The sequence below is a fragment of the Clostridioides mangenotii TR genome (assembly GCF_000498755.1).
Lineage (GTDB): Bacteria > Bacillota > Clostridia > Peptostreptococcales > Peptostreptococcaceae > Metaclostridioides > Metaclostridioides mangenotii_A.
On the sequence record NZ_AXUS01000005.1, the window covers coordinates 34,015 to 48,469 of the forward strand.

The following is a 14,455-nucleotide window of genomic DNA, read 5'->3' on the forward strand; positions in this document are numbered from 1 at the left end:
TATGATAAAGTTAGCGCCGTCGATATTATCGGCTGATTTTGCAAGATTACTTGAGGATGTAAAAAAGGTTGAGACTGCAGGTTGTGAGTATTTACACATAGATGTAATGGATGGTCATTTTGTACCAAATATAACTTTGGGACCGGCAATAGTAAAGAGTTTAAGAAAAGATGTAGATATGGTATTTGATGCACACCTTATGATCGAAAATCCAGATATGTACATAAAGGATTTTGTGAATGCAGGATGCGATATTATAACAGTTCACCAAGAAGCTTGTGTACATCTTCACAGAACGATACAAAATATAAAATCCCATGGAATCAAGGCAGGAGTATCATTGAATCCAGCTACACCAGTGGATAGTATTAAACATGTACTCGAAGATGTAGATATGGTTCTTTTAATGTCTGTTAACCCTGGATTCGGAGGTCAATCATTTATACCGTGTGTACTGGATAAGATTAAAGAAGTTAAGAGTATGATCGATGAAAAAGGTCTAAATGTAGATATAGAAGTTGACGGTGGAGTTAAAAGTTCAAATATTGCAGATGTAGTAGCTGCTGGGGCGAATATAATAGTTGCTGGATCAGCGATATTTAACAGTGACAGTATCGTAGGATCTGTTAAATCGTTGAGAGAAAATGCTTCAATGAACCAGGCGAAACTAGTATGAAAATAGGTATAATACTTAACGGAGAAATAGACGATTACAAAAACACCAAAAAAATTATGCTGGATGAAAAATACGACTGTATTATTTGCTCAGATGGTGGGGCAAATCACACGTATGAAATGGATATAACTCCAAACTATATACTTGGGGATTTGGACTCAATCGATCCAGATAGAATTGATTATTATAAAGAGGCAGGAGTATCATTTAAGAAGTTTCCATCTAAGAAGGATGAAACAGACACGGAGTTATGTATATACTTAGCCAAGACCCTTGGAGCGGATCAGGTAGATTTTTATGGCGCTCTTGGGGGTAGAATAGATCATACATTAGCAAATGTTAAGTTGCTTTACTATACTAAAGAAGAAGGAATTTATTCTAGAATTTTATCGACTAAGGAAGATATGTACTTAATAGAAGATAGTGAGATGGTATTACATGGGAACAAAGGTGATACAATCTCTGTAGTAGCCACTAAGGGCGATGCTGAGGGTGTTACACTACTAGACTTGGAATATCCCCTTGACAGGTATTTTATGAAGTTCTCAAAGCCTATTGGTATATCGAATGTTATGTTAAAGGATACCTGTAGAATAAAGGTTGAAAAAGGATGCGTATTTGTAATTAGAAATAAATAATTTTAAAAATTTTACTTCTCGTTCCTAGGTAATCTTGTTTCTTCACACATATTTATCATCTCCAAATTATTTTTTCAAATGGTAGATGTCTATCACAGATACTTTAATACTACATAAAAAAGCAAGGCCAAATTCAGATGGCCTTGCTTTTTTACTGTAAATTGATTTAATAATTATATCATTTTTTAAAACTTAAATCAAAGGAACAAAAAATAATATAATGATATTATCATTGAGTTCACTCCAGAACGAGAGACACAGACAAGTCATATTTCACTCATTAGCTCACCTTTCAGACGTTATTTCGCTCCGATCGATATCATATTAAATTGTTGTTTATTTATGAATTTCTAAGTTAACTCTAGTTAGAAGTTAAGAGGATAGGGGTCACTTATCAATATAAAATTTGTAATTTTATGTTGACATGACAAATCCCTACTAAATCTACTCAGTATAAGCATAGATAGCATCTCTAAGAAACTCAGTAAGCCCAGGTTGATCTCTATCATAATAGGCAGTAAATCTCTCATCATCCACATACATCTGCGCTAAGACCCTATGAGCTTCTTTAGAATAGCTACTCCAAGTGTAGCCTAACCATCTTCTGTGTAAATCTGCAACTTCATGTGCCAAATGAGATTTAGGATCTCCTATTTTATAAGCTTCATTGAGTTTTTTAAGAATTTCTTTACTCATTTCATCCATCGCTTGGTAATCATCCTCTGTCATGCCTTTAAACTTTTTATACGACTCATCTATACTTTCCTTACCGTACTTTTCTCTTATTTCATCGCCATACTTTTTATCGTTTTCGCTAATAAGCTTATCTTTAAAGCCTTCAAATTTTTCTTTATCACTCATTTTTACTTCACCTTCTTTTAATTTTATAGTTTTTTCAACATTGGCAAGCAAAAGTTCTATCTGTTGTTTTTTCTCTATCAGATTTTTATGGTGATCTTTAAGTGCACCTAATTCATCGAATTCAATTGAGTTTACAATGTGTTTAATACTATCTAATTTTAGTCCAAGTTCTCTATAAAAGAGAATTTGCTGAAGTTTATTGACTTCTTTCTCTCCATATATTCTGTAACCTGAAGAATTAATTCTACTTGGTTTTAAAAGTTCGATTTCATCGTAAAATCTTAAAGTTCTTGAACTAATGCCGGCTAATTTAGATAATTTGTATACTGTGTACTCCATAAAGCGCCTCTATTCTAATTATTTTGTATTGTTTACCGATGTTAATTTTTAATATATACCTTTACGTAAGGTAAGTGTCAAGAGTTAGCTAAAAATATTTTAAATTTTTTTCATTATGGTATAAAGAGAATTGAATTCGAATAAGTTTAATATATAGAAAGGTTTATGTACTAAGGATATGTGGAGGTGTGCTATGAGAAACAACAACAAATCTAAAGTTTTAATAGGTATGCTTTGTTTATCTATAGGTGTAGCTACAATTTTATCAATAATACTACCTGGTTGGATTTGGTCCACACTTACTGCATTGATACTTATTGGATGTGGAGCGCTATTATTTTTTTGTTAGGTGATTTTACTATATAGTCTGGGGTGATTGTCGGTGAAAATAGTTACAATTAGATTGCCGAGATGGATATCTAATATAATACTTAGATTTATGAGAAAATTTAAAAGAAAATAAAAAGTAAAAAAGCCTACTTTCGGAAGTAGGCTTTTATAGTATAAGTCAAATTTGACTTATGGTCTTTCAACTTTACCAGAACGTAGACATCTAGTACAAACTTTTACTCTTCTAGGAGTTCCATCTATTAGAGCTCTTACATTTCTTAAGTTAGCTGACCATGTTCTTTTATTGTGTTTATTTGAATGTGTTACTTGGTTTCCTGATACTCTACCTTTTCCACATACACTACATATTTTTGCCATTTCTGTACACCTCCTTAAATGATAACTATTTAGAGACTAAAAACATATTTATATTATCATAAATATCAAAGACTTTCAATAGAAATATATATATTTACTTAACATATATTGAAGAAATTCCGATTATCATATAAAATTATATATATATTTTCTTTTAAAGTAAATACGTTTGGCGTAAAAAATTTAATAAAATATTTAAATTATTTGCTATATTTTAGCTAAACACGTTTAAACGAGAAGAGAAGGTTTAAATTATTCTTTATTTATAGTATGATATGATTATATTTTATAATACAATAGGAAGAATAAAGAATATAATAAAAATTTAAGGGGGTTAAAGTATGAATGCTATAACTAACCAATATGGATATATAAGAATAGATAATCAAGTCATTGCTCAAATAGCTTATAGAGCGGCTATGGAGAGCTACGGTCTTGTTGGACTGGCTTTTAAATCTAAAGGAATAGTAGAACTTTTAAAAGGCGAGAATGCTACTAAAGGTGTAAGAGTAGAGGAATTAGAAGAAGATACCATTGCAATAGAGCTTTATGTTATAATACAATACGGTACAAATATATCTACAGTTGCCAACAACATAATTGAGAGAGTTAAGTATGTTGTTGAAACTATGACTAGCTTAAAAGTAGGCAGAATAGATATTAATGTACAAGGTATCAGAGTTAAGTAATTTCTCGGGAGGAAGAATATGATTCAATATATAGATGGAAAAAAGCTTAGAGAGATGTTTGTATCAGGTGCAAACAATCTTCAAAATCACAAGGATTTAGTTGACAAGCTGAATGTTTTCCCAGTTCCAGATGGTGATACAGGTACTAATATGTCTCTTACAATATCTTATGCCATACAAGAACTGTCTAAAGTAGCAAATGATGATATTACAGATATAGGGAAGGCTCTTTCTAAAGGTTCTCTTATGGGAGCTAGAGGAAACTCTGGGGTAATTCTATCTCAGATTATAAGAGGTATAGCTAAATCAATAGAAGGAAAAGAAAAACTTTCTACACAAGATTTAGCTAAAGCATTAAAAAATGGATCAGATACTGCATACAAGGCAGTAATCAAACCAATAGAAGGAACAATTCTTACAGTAGTAAGAGAGAGTGGAGATTATGCTGTAAAGTTAGCAGCTAGAGAAAAGGACATAGTTAGATTTATGTCTTTGCTTGTTAAAGAATCAAACGCATCTCTAAAGAGAACGCCAGACCTTCTAAAAAATCTAAAAGATGCTGGAGTCGTAGATTCTGGAGGTAAAGGTCTAGTATGTATTTACGAAGGAATGTACGAGACTTTACTTGGAAATTCAATAGTTAAAAATGATAGATCAGCAAGCTCAGTTTCAAGTGTACAAGTACAACATAATGCAAATATATCGAGTGAAGATATTAAGTTCCAGTACTGTACAGAATTTATACTAGAGAGCGATAAAGTAGAAGACACGACTATAAGAGATATAATGTTAAACTACGGTGATAGTTTAGCTGTAGTTGGCGATGATGGAGTTATAAAAGTACACGTTCACACTAATGATCCAGGAAGTGTATTACAAGAAGCTCTTCAGTATGGTCAACTTATTACTACAAAGATAGAAAACATGAAACTACAACATGAAAATACTTTATTAGAGATAGGTAAAGAATCAGAACAAGTAAGTGCTACAGTAGAAGAGAAAGACTTCGGATTTATAGCTACATCTATGGGTGAAGGTCTTGCAAAGATATTTAAAGACTTCGGAGTGGATCATGTTATTGAAGGCGGTCAAACGATGAACCCTTCTACGGAAGATTTTATGAAGGCTATAGATAAAATAAGTGCCAAAAATATTTTCCTGCTTCCAAACAATGGAAATATAATTATGGCCGCTAATCAAGCAAAAGAATTGAGTGATAGAAACATAATCGTACTTCCCACTAAAAACACTCCACAAGGTTTCTCTGCTTTAGTAAGCTTTAACGGAGAAGCAAGTGCAGAGGAAAACGAAGAAGCTATGTTAGAGGCTCTTAAAGCTGTTAAATCAGGCCAAGTTACATTTGCTGTAAGAGATACAGTTATGAATGAGATAGACGTTAAAGAAGGCAATATAATAGGTATAGCTGAAGGAAATTTACTTGCAGCAGGTGAAGATGTAGAAGAGACTACTGTTAGATTGGTAGAAGACCTAGTAGATAAGGACACTGCAATAATAACTTTATTCTATGGAGAAGATGTTACAGAAAGTCAAGCTTCTGATTTAGGAAATATACTAGAAGCTAAATACGAAGATATTGATATTGAACTATATTATGGAGGACAACCTCTTTATTACTATTTAATTTCAGTTGAATAATGATATTAATAGTCCTGTATAATCAGATTACTTTTTTAAGTAGGATTATACAGGACTTTTGTATAGTAGGTGATAGTGTGAATAATTTAAATAAAGATGTGCAATTTATCAAAGGTATCGGGCCACAGAGAGCTGCAAAACTTGAAAAACTAGGAGTATTCACTCTTAAGGATTTACTATATTATTTTCCAAGAACCTTTGAAGATAGAAACAACATTAAAAAAATTGCACAGTTAGAAGATGAAGAAAAAGTAACGATAAAAGCGATTATTACAAACGTAAATACTTTTAGCCCGAGAAAGGGCATGACGGTAACCAATATAAATGTAAAAGATGAAACAGGTTATGCTAGGCTATCGTTTTTCAATAGAGGATACATTAAAAATACTTATAAATCAGGAGACAGTATCTTAGTATTTGGAAAAGTGAAAATAAGAAATGATAAGATCGAATTGAATTCCTGTGAAATAGAATACCTTACAAATGCTCCAAAGCAGACTGGAAGACTTATGCCAGTGTATCCTCTTACATATGGTGTTACAAATAAAGATGTTATGAATATGGTGAAGGCAGCTATCGAATCAGAGGAAATTGAGATAGAAGAATACATGCCCAAAGCTATAATAGACAAGTACAATTTGTGCGATATCAAATACGCAATAAAAAATATACATACGCCTGCCAGTAAAGAAAATTTGAAAGTAGCTCTTTATAGAATTATTTTTGAAGAACTTTTAATCCTCCAACTAGGTCTGTTTATGTTTAAAAGCGGTAGAAGTGAGTCAAAGGGAATAGAGTTCACAAGAGACGATGGACTCGATAAAATTCTGGATTCATTGGCATTTAAACTTACTAAGGCACAATCTAATTCTCTTAATGAGATAATTGAAGATATGGGGTCAAATAAAGTAATGAACAGATTAGTTCAAGGGGATGTCGGTAGCGGTAAGACTATAGTAGCTATGCTAGCACTTGCAAACTGCGTTCTGAACGGTTATCAAGGGGCTATAATGGCTCCTACAGAGATCCTAGCACATCAGCACTATGAATCGTTCAACGAAGTATTAGGGGGCTTTGGTATTACTAGTGAACTTCTAGTTGGCAGTTTAACTAAGAAGCAAAAAGAAAATATACTTGAAAGAGTAAAAAATAAAGAAATAGATATATTAATAGGTACTCATGCTTTGATTGAAGATAAGGTGGAATTCCATAATATTGGATTAGTTGTAACCGATGAGCAACACCGCTTTGGAGTTATGCAGAGAGGAAAGTTATCTCTAAAGGGAGACAATCCAGATATACTAGTTATGACTGCGACTCCAATTCCAAGAACATTAGCACTTATTCTTTACGGAGATTTGGATATATCGATTATAGATGAATTGCCTCCCGGAAGAAAACCTATAGAGACCATTGCAATAGAACAGAAAAAAAGAGATTCTGCGTACAATACATTGGTAAGAGAAGAGGTAATAAAGGGGAGACAGGTGTATATAGTTTGCCCGTTAGTGGAAGAGAGTGAGGCTATAGAAGCTCAGTCTGCAGTTGAACTAGTAGAAGATCTGAGGATAAACTACTTTGATGATTTAAGATTAGGTCTTATTCATGGAAAAATGAAGGCAAGTGAAAAAGATAGTGTAATGAGTGATTTTAAAGAAGGTAAAATAGATATACTTGTATCCACAACAGTTATAGAAGTTGGAGTGAATGTGCCAAATGCGACTCTTATGATAATAGAAAACGCAGAAAGATTTGGACTAGCTCAACTTCACCAGCTTAGAGGTCGAGTGGGTAGGGGAAGTCATAAGTCTTACTGTATACTGATTTACAACCCAAAAAACGAAGTATGTAGACAAAGAATGGCAATAATGGAAGAGACCAACGACGGATTTAAAATTTCTGAAAAGGACTTAGAAATTAGAGGTACTGGTGAGTTTTTTGGAACTAGACAACACGGTTTACCTGAATTAAAAGTTGCAAATCTATTCCAACATATCAAGATTCTAAAACTAGCTCAAAAAGAAGCAAGATACATGCTTGGAGAAGATAGAAAACTTCAACATAGAGAGAATCAATTGCTTAAAAAAGAAATTTTAGAAAAATTTACGGATATATTAGAAGAAGTAGCTCTTAATTAGTCAAAATTTATGTTAAAATATATTTTGAGCTGAATTTTGTAATAAGAAGGAGAACAAAAGATGAGGATAATATCTGGTAGAGCAAGAGGACTAAAACTCAATGCTCCGAAGAATAAAGATATACGCCCTACAACGGATAGAATTAAAGAATCTTTATTTAATATTATCAATCCGTATGTACTCGATAGCGAGATTTTAGACCTATTTGCAGGCACAGGTTCACTTGGACTTGAATGTCTTTCAAGAGGGGCAAAAGAATGCGTATTTGTCGATTCTAGCAAGGAGAGTATTAAGGTCTTAAATTCAAACATAAAAAAAGCAAACTTTGTAAATGAAAGCCAAGTTATAAATTATGAGTTTAATAATGCTCTAAACTCACTAAAACTAAAAAATAGAAAGTTTGATATCGTATTTTTAGATCCTCCATATTACGAGAATATGTTTATAGAGGCGATAAAAAAAATTGATAACTTTGATTTAATATATGAAGATTCAATAATAGTAGTAGAGCACGACAGCGTTGATAAATTTCCCGATACTTTGGGAAGATTAAAAAAACATAGAAATAAAAAATACGGAAATACAACACTAACTTTTTATAAACTGGAGGATAAAAATGAATAAGCAAGTAAGGAAAGCGATGTTTGCTGGTAGTTTTGATCCAATAACAAATGGACATCTAGATATAATTAATAGAGCGTCTCATATATTTGATGAACTTCAGATAGGTGTTCTAAATAATCCAAATAAACAAGGACTATTTACATTTGATGAGAGAGTGAATTTAATCGATTCGTGTATTTGCCATTTAGATAATGTAAAGGTAGTTTCTTTTAATGGACTTCTTGTAAAGTACTGTGAAGAAAATGGAGTAGATACCTTAGTTAGAGGGATTAGGACTGGAACTGATGTAGAATATGAACTTCAAATGGCTCGAATGAACAAAGAGCTAAGTCCTAATATAGAAACTATAATGTTGCCAAGTAGTACCAATTATTCTTTTATAAGCTCTTCCCTTATAAAAGAGGTATTGATATTTGATGCAGACATCAAAAACTTGGTTCCAGAGATTGTTTTAAAAGAATTAAAGAAAAAGAACCAAAAGGGGGATTAGTTATGAAGATAGATTTAGAATTATTAGATTTATTTGCAGAATTAGAGGGGATAGTTAAAAATGCATCAACTCTTCCTTTTTCTCAAAAATGTACTATAGATCGAGAAGAAATTTTAGCTGTGGTAAACGATATAAAGACCTTAATTCCAGAAGAAATCAATCAAGCTGTGTGGATCAATAAAGAGAGACATAAACTTATAAGTGAAGCTAAACAAGAGGCGTCAAACATAGTTGAACAAGCTAATAAGGAAGCTGAAAGAATTAGAAGAGATTATTCAGATGAAGTTGAGAGCATGAAGAAGAATTCTGAAGAAGCTGTTAAAGCTTATGTAGAGTCTAGTGAGCCTATGAGAAAAGCGGAAGTACAAGCTAGAGACCTTGTGGAAAAATCAGAAAATATTGCAAATGAAATTAGGGTTGGAGCTATTGAGTACGCAGAAGATGTACTATCTAGTGTAGAGTACAATTTAAAGAATATATTAGAAGAAATAGAGGAAAATAGAAAAGAATTAAGACCAAAAAAGTAAATTTAAAAGACTTAGAAGATTGTTAACTTCTAAGTCTTTTTAGCTATCAAACATAGGCTATTCGATAAAAAAATTTTCACTTGCTTCGTTCACCGGTTGTTTTGAAGCGCCGATATATTTTTGAGTAGTTTCTATAGAGCTGTGATTCAATAACTCTTTTACTATTTCAAGGTTGTAATTATTGTTTTTGAATTGAGTAGTAGCAAACAATTTTCTAAAACTATTTGTACTGATATTTTGTAGTCCCAGATATTTGCAAATAATTCTTAGCTGTTTTTGTATTGTTTTAACCTTTATGTCAATTAAGTAATCATCTTCTAGTAAAGTTCTGTTTTCTACATATTCTTGAACTACTTCAACGATATTTCTGTTTATAGGACGACTTTGAAGTTGGCCAGTTTTTTTATTCTCTGTTTCTAAAGTATTGCCTTTAAAATTTGAGACCTTAAGTTTAAGGATATCTGTTATCTTAAGACCCAAGTTTGTTTCGAGCATCAGAGCCAATGCAATTCTTTCGTTTTTTCTAAAAATCTTTTCTTGGCCATTTTCAAGATATTTAAATCCCTTGTGTAATAGTTTCATTATTTTCCTGTATTCATCAATTTCGACAGCCCTTGTTAACATAATTAATCACTCCAATCAGTTTGATAATCTATGTTTATATAATGATTCTCTGATAAGATTAATTATACTATATTTCACATCTGATTAGTTAATTTTATTAAACTTTTTGTGTAAATATTTAGAAAAATATCTAAACTTGTTCATCTTTAATGTAGCAGATACTACATAAGTCGAAATTGTTATGTAAATAATGATTCTGTAGTAGTTCATGTAGGATATCCATAAGACATTGTCGAATATTATATTGTTAGACAGATTAAAAGTCGATGTAACAACTGAAGTTTTAAAAATAGGGTAAAGTAAAAATAAAAATACTGCGGCAAATAAGCCGTGCAATAGTTTACTCGATATGTAGAGTCTTATATTGATATCTGTTTTAGCGAGGAAAGTACAGCACTGTGATAGTATTGAAAGTCCACTAAATCCAATTAAAAAACTGGCAAGTGTAGCCTTAATTTGCTCAGAGCTACCCATAATCTGTGAGATCTTGTTACACCCGATCGTTATTTCAAAGATTCCACTTATAAATGCGTTGCAGAGTTCTTCGGTAATGCCGAACAAAGATAGAGGGATATGTATTATAAATGAAATAATATGTATTATATTAAATAGAGTCAAAACTCTAAATACTACAGAAAATATAATTACAAATCCACCTATTGTGAGTAGCGTATTTACCCCGTTATAAACTGCATTTCCAAACATAACAAAAAAATTGCTATTTGAATTTTTAGTTTCTACAACATTTTTGATATTTGCTTTTAAAGATTTTTTATTTTTAGGAAGAGATTCCCACCCGTAGTTTCTAAATAGAAGCCCTACCGTAATTGTGCCTAGGTAGTGGCAAATAATCATTAAATAACCTAGAGCAGAATCTTTGAACATTCCTGTTCCTACAGATCCGATGATAAATAAAGGCCCAGAAGTAGAGCAAAAGGATACCAGCCTTTGGGCCTCGGTTTGTGATATTTGTTCTTTAATTCTAAGTTCAGAAGCAAGTTTGGCTCCGACAGGGTACCCAGATATAGTTGAAATTGCAAAGACTAAAGCGCCTTTTCCAGATACATTAAATACGAACTTTGTTATAGGATTTATAATAAAACCTATAATATCTATAACTTTTAAATCTACAATCAAGCTTGCCCCTACTATAAAAGGAAGGAGGGAAGGAACTAATATATCGATCCAAATATCAATTCCTTCTTTGGCAGCAGTTATAGCTTCAACTGGAAATATCACTATTCCAATTATGAGTATTAAAACAACTAAAGCTGGAGCCAAGAATATAAAGATTTTTTTATTATTCATATACATAGATCACCTAATTATAATATTTTATTTCTATACAGAATGTATATTAGTAAGGCGTTATTTTTATGAATAAGTAAATTAATCATTTAGATAAAATGGTTGCACATAGTAGTCGTAAGGGCCCTTAAATTTATTCCCGATTTTTTTAAAATATACTGCATTGTATATATTTGAAGCTTTTATATCACTTTCGATAAAAGTTTTAAACGTTGGATCATTTAAGAAGAACTCTATATTTGAGAATTTGTTTATTATATTGATATTAGAGTTATTTTTAATTTCTTTAATAATCTCTCGGCCTTTGTTATTAAAGGCCAGAATTCTAATATAAGGCATCTTATCTATTTCCTTTGCTATTTTTATTTCATCTTTTGTGATGCCAAGAAGGATGTTATTTAGAATTCTTTTTACTTTAGTCATGGTATACCTTTTGCTTTTAACTGAATTTACGAGATCATAAGTATTGTTTGCTGAAAAAGCTTCTGTATATATCTTATTTTCAATACCTTCATTTACCTCGAAAAAATCAGAGAGTTTATCTTTATCTCTAAATACGGAAGTTTTTAAAGAGTCAAAAAACATTTCGTCATACATAAGTGGAATATTTTCTTTTAATTTATCTTTTAGTATTTTGTAGGAAGTATATGGCATTGTATCGATTAATGAATCCAAAATGTCATTGTAATAGATAGCACTGCTATTGCCAGAGTCGACAGTACTTCTGTTGTTAGAATCAAATATACAAATGTTTTTTAATTTATTTCTTATTGCAGTTGCAGATGATATATTTCCCGTTATATCTGTTGAATTGTATTCCGACTGAATTCTTTTTATAGTTTGAGGCTGAATAGAACTGTTTAATTTTATAAGTCTTTTAATGTATTCTATACCGAGTATGTTATTTGGATTGTTTAAAACTTTTTCAATATCATCAACATCATCTAAGAATGTGCTGTATTTAGAAAAATAAGCAGCTTCTTCGCCCGTATTGTTGTCATCGTGTTTAATTTTTTCTATATAATCTATAAGGGCTTTACTTCTAGCAACTGGAAAAAGCATTCCAAGGTCTAGATAACTTTTTAGAAAAGTTTTAAACTCTAAAGGTTCAGATGATAAAATTTCAGCGATTGTATATAGAACGCCTATATCTCCAACTTCGCTACCAAAACAAATGGAATTTACGCAGTTCAATGAATCTAATGTAGTTATGGCGCCTTGTGAGAACAGCTCAGCGCTTTGACAAGCATAAAGAGTAGGTAACTCTACGACTAGATCTACTCCAGCTCTGACAGCCATTTCTGCTCGAGTATGCTTGTCTAAAATCGCGGGTTCCCCTCTTTGTAGAAAATTTCCGCTCATTACTGCTATAGTATGGGTGGAATTAGTTTTTTTCTTAGATTCATTTAAATGAAACAGATGACCATTGTGAAATGGATTGTATTCAACTATAAGTCCTAATATATTCATAAGATTCTCCTTCTAATATCTATCATTAAATATCTATCATTATATATAAATTTTACCAAAAGTATTTGTATAATGTAACTATACTTATTGATTATAATTTGTAGATAAAGTATGGTTACATTTTTATTATAGCAAAACTATACACACATAAAATTATTGTTATAATGTTTTTATATTTTTCGTATAAAAAAAGCCATATAGTTGCATGATTCTGAAAATAATGAGTGAAAGGTATATACTTTTATATAAAAAAGTGGTATATTGTTTATGTTAAAATCGTTAATAATATAGTGAAATAGCTATATTAATGAATATAACTTAATTATTTGTCTAATATAGAGTTGTATACATAACTGTTATAAAATTTAGGAGGATGAAAATGAAAGTATTAGTATTAAACTGCGGAAGCTCTTCACTAAAGTATCAATTAATAGATACAAACGGTGAAGAAGTATTATGTATAGGATTAGTAGAAAGAATTGGGATAGATGGATCAATTCTTAAACATGAAAAACAAGGTAAAGACGATAAACTTGTTATAGAACAACCTATGAAAGATCATAAAGATGCGATAAAGCTTGTACTTGACGCTGTAGTAGATGCAAAATTCGGTGCAGTTAAAGACATGAAAGAAATAGATGCAGTTGGACACAGAGTTGTTCACGCTGGTGAGAAATTTGCATCATCTGTAGTTATAACTCCAGAAGTAGAAGAAGCTCTTAAAGAGTGTATAGACTTAGCGCCACTTCACAACCCAGCAAATATAATGGGAATAGATGCTTGTAAAGCTATACTTCCAGGTGTACCAATGGTAGGAGTATTCGATACTGCATTCCATCAAACTATGCCAGAATCTTCATACTTATACGGATTACCTTATGAGTTATACACTAAATACGGTGTAAGAAGATATGGATTCCATGGAACTTCTCATGATTACGTATCTCAGAAAGCAGCAGAAATGCTAGGAAAAGATAGAAAAGATCTTAAAATAGTAACTTGTCATTTAGGTAATGGTGCGTCTATAGCAGCTATAGACGGAGGAAAATGTGTTGATACATCAATGGGATTCACTCCTCTTGAAGGATTAATAATGGGAACTAGATGTGGAGATATAGATCCAGCTATAATACCATTCTTAATAAGAAAAGAAAACTTAGACGCTGACGGAATAGACAACCTTATGAATAAACAATCAGGAGTTTATGGAATGTCAGGAGTATCTGCAGACTTTAGAGATATAGAAGATGCAGCAGCAAAAGGAGATAAAAGATCTCAAGTAGCTCTAGAGACTTACGTTAAGAGAGTACAAAAATATATAGGTTCATATGCAGCAGAAATGAACGGATTAGATGTAGTAGTATTCACTGCTGGTGTTGGTGAAAACGGAAAAGCTTTAAGAGCGGAAATGGCATCTAATATGGAATTTTTAGGATTAAAATTAGATAAAGAAGCTAATGACGTTAGAGGTAAAGAAACTGTAATATCAACAGCTGATTCAAAAGTTAAGATTTTATTAATTCCAACTAATGAAGAATTAATGATAGCTAGAGATACATTAAGACTAGTAAAATAATTATAGAAATTTATTAATAAAAAGTTGGAACATTTGTCATAATAATTATGACAAATGTTTTAGCGTTTATTGAATTTTTCGAAAACCATCTATCAAGTAAAAATACTTGACAAATAAATGCTGGATTTGTA

Annotated in this window: 15 protein-coding genes; 10 read left to right on the forward strand and 5 right to left on the reverse strand. The window is 31.5% G+C overall.

The annotated features are described in order from the left end of the window. Window position 1 precedes the first annotated feature (1 nt). On the forward strand, window positions 2–676 hold the full coding sequence (rpe, locus tag T473_RS0103780) for a ribulose-phosphate 3-epimerase (RefSeq protein WP_024620699.1): 675 nt from the start codon (window positions 2–4) through the stop codon (window positions 674–676). Beyond that, entirely contained in the window at window positions 673–1,314 is a 642-nt protein-coding gene (locus T473_RS0103785) for a thiamine diphosphokinase (RefSeq protein ID WP_024620700.1), read from the forward strand. Before rpe ends, T473_RS0103785 begins: the two co-directional genes overlap by 4 nt. Window positions 1,315–1,758: 444 nt before the next feature. Here T473_RS0103785 and T473_RS0103790 read toward each other — a convergent pair whose 3' ends face one another. Next, window positions 1,759–2,514 carry a MerR family transcriptional regulator gene (locus tag T473_RS0103790; RefSeq protein WP_024620701.1) on the reverse strand — a complete coding sequence of 252 codons (756 nt, stop codon included), beginning with the start codon at window positions 2,512–2,514 and terminating at the stop codon, window positions 1,759–1,761. Between the two features lie 193 nt (window positions 2,515–2,707). Here T473_RS0103790 and T473_RS0103795 point away from each other — a divergent pair, with 193 nt between their 5' ends. Continuing rightward, entirely contained in the window at window positions 2,708–2,863 is a 156-nt protein-coding gene (locus T473_RS0103795; protein ID WP_024620702.1) for a hypothetical protein, read from the forward strand. Between the two features lie 170 nt (window positions 2,864–3,033). Here T473_RS0103795 and rpmB read toward each other — a convergent pair whose 3' ends face one another. Continuing rightward, window positions 3,034–3,222: a 50S ribosomal protein L28 gene (rpmB, locus tag T473_RS0103800; protein WP_024620703.1), complete on the reverse strand. Its 189-nt coding sequence runs from the start codon at window positions 3,220–3,222 to the stop codon at window positions 3,034–3,036. A gap of 341 nt (window positions 3,223–3,563) precedes the next feature. Between rpmB and T473_RS0103805 the strand changes: the two genes are divergently transcribed. From T473_RS0103805 to T473_RS0103830, 6 genes are all read left to right on the forward strand, one after another. Continuing rightward, window positions 3,564–3,911, forward strand: a complete 348-nt coding sequence (locus T473_RS0103805; RefSeq protein ID WP_024620704.1) for an Asp23/Gls24 family envelope stress response protein — start codon at window positions 3,564–3,566, stop codon at window positions 3,909–3,911. An 18-nt stretch (window positions 3,912–3,929) separates the two neighbouring features. Further along, a complete protein-coding gene (locus T473_RS0103810) occupies window positions 3,930–5,567 on the forward strand; it encodes a DAK2 domain-containing protein (RefSeq protein ID WP_024620705.1) in 1,638 nt (545 codons plus the stop codon). A 77-nt stretch (window positions 5,568–5,644) separates the two neighbouring features. Beyond that, window positions 5,645–7,705 carry an ATP-dependent DNA helicase RecG gene (gene recG / locus T473_RS0103815; RefSeq protein ID WP_024620706.1) on the forward strand — a complete coding sequence of 687 codons (2,061 nt, stop codon included), beginning with the start codon at window positions 5,645–5,647 and terminating at the stop codon, window positions 7,703–7,705. Between the two features lie 60 nt (window positions 7,706–7,765). Then, window positions 7,766–8,329, forward strand: a complete 564-nt coding sequence (rsmD, locus tag T473_RS0103820; protein WP_024620707.1) for a 16S rRNA (guanine(966)-N(2))-methyltransferase RsmD — start codon at window positions 7,766–7,768, stop codon at window positions 8,327–8,329. Next, window positions 8,322–8,819: a pantetheine-phosphate adenylyltransferase gene (gene coaD, locus T473_RS0103825; RefSeq protein ID WP_024620708.1), complete on the forward strand. Its 498-nt coding sequence runs from the start codon at window positions 8,322–8,324 to the stop codon at window positions 8,817–8,819. The genes rsmD and coaD overlap by 8 nt, the downstream gene beginning before the upstream one ends. Before the next feature lie 2 nt (window positions 8,820–8,821). After that, window positions 8,822–9,346 carry a hypothetical protein gene (locus tag T473_RS0103830; RefSeq protein ID WP_024620709.1) on the forward strand — a complete coding sequence of 175 codons (525 nt, stop codon included), beginning with the start codon at window positions 8,822–8,824 and terminating at the stop codon, window positions 9,344–9,346. Between the two features lie 57 nt (window positions 9,347–9,403). Here T473_RS0103830 and T473_RS0103835 read toward each other — a convergent pair whose 3' ends face one another. The 3 genes from T473_RS0103835 to T473_RS0103845 form a co-directional block, all read right to left on the reverse strand. Continuing rightward, a complete protein-coding gene (locus T473_RS0103835) occupies window positions 9,404–9,970 on the reverse strand; it encodes a tyrosine-type recombinase/integrase (RefSeq protein ID WP_024620710.1) in 567 nt (188 codons plus the stop codon). 84 nt (window positions 9,971–10,054) lie between these two features. After that, window positions 10,055–11,278 carry a sporulation integral membrane protein YlbJ gene (ylbJ, locus tag T473_RS0103840; protein ID WP_024620711.1) on the reverse strand — a complete coding sequence of 408 codons (1,224 nt, stop codon included), beginning with the start codon at window positions 11,276–11,278 and terminating at the stop codon, window positions 10,055–10,057. A gap of 81 nt (window positions 11,279–11,359) precedes the next feature. Beyond that, entirely contained in the window at window positions 11,360–12,748 is a 1,389-nt protein-coding gene (locus T473_RS0103845) for a nucleotidyltransferase (protein ID WP_024620712.1), read from the reverse strand. 379 nt (window positions 12,749–13,127) lie between these two features. Here T473_RS0103845 and T473_RS0103850 point away from each other — a divergent pair, with 379 nt between their 5' ends. Then, a complete protein-coding gene (locus T473_RS0103850) occupies window positions 13,128–14,324 on the forward strand; it encodes an acetate/propionate family kinase (protein ID WP_024620713.1) in 1,197 nt (398 codons plus the stop codon). Window positions 14,325–14,455: the final 131 nt, after the last annotated feature.

Bases quoted from the DNA above. Each gene is read 5' to 3' on its own strand.
- coaD (WP_024620708.1), top strand. From the start codon at position 8,322: ATGAATAAGCAAGTAAGGAAAGCGATGTTTGCTGGTAGTTTTGATCCA.
- T473_RS0103850 (WP_024620713.1), top strand. From the start codon at position 13,128: ATGAAAGTATTAGTATTAAACTGCGGAAGCTCTTCACTAAAGTATCAA.
- T473_RS0103810 (WP_024620705.1), top strand. From the start codon at position 3,930: ATGATTCAATATATAGATGGAAAAAAGCTTAGAGAGATGTTTGTATCA.
- T473_RS0103790 (WP_024620701.1), bottom strand. From the start codon at position 2,514: ATGGAGTACACAGTATACAAATTATCTAAATTAGCCGGCATTAGTTCA.
- rpmB (WP_024620703.1), bottom strand. From the start codon at position 3,222: ATGGCAAAAATATGTAGTGTATGTGGAAAAGGTAGAGTATCAGGAAAC.
- T473_RS0103805 (WP_024620704.1), top strand. From the start codon at position 3,564: ATGAATGCTATAACTAACCAATATGGATATATAAGAATAGATAATCAA.
- ylbJ (WP_024620711.1), bottom strand. From the start codon at position 11,278: ATGAATAATAAAAAAATCTTTATATTCTTGGCTCCAGCTTTAGTTGTT.
- T473_RS0103830 (WP_024620709.1), top strand. From the start codon at position 8,822: ATGAAGATAGATTTAGAATTATTAGATTTATTTGCAGAATTAGAGGGG.
- T473_RS0103795 (WP_024620702.1), top strand. From the start codon at position 2,708: ATGAGAAACAACAACAAATCTAAAGTTTTAATAGGTATGCTTTGTTTA.
- T473_RS0103785 (WP_024620700.1), top strand. From the start codon at position 673: ATGAAAATAGGTATAATACTTAACGGAGAAATAGACGATTACAAAAAC.
- T473_RS0103845 (WP_024620712.1), bottom strand. From the start codon at position 12,748: ATGAATATATTAGGACTTATAGTTGAATACAATCCATTTCACAATGGT.
- T473_RS0103835 (WP_024620710.1), bottom strand. From the start codon at position 9,970: ATGTTAACAAGGGCTGTCGAAATTGATGAATACAGGAAAATAATGAAA.
- rsmD (WP_024620707.1), top strand. From the start codon at position 7,766: ATGAGGATAATATCTGGTAGAGCAAGAGGACTAAAACTCAATGCTCCG.
- rpe (WP_024620699.1), top strand. From the start codon at position 2: ATGATAAAGTTAGCGCCGTCGATATTATCGGCTGATTTTGCAAGATTA.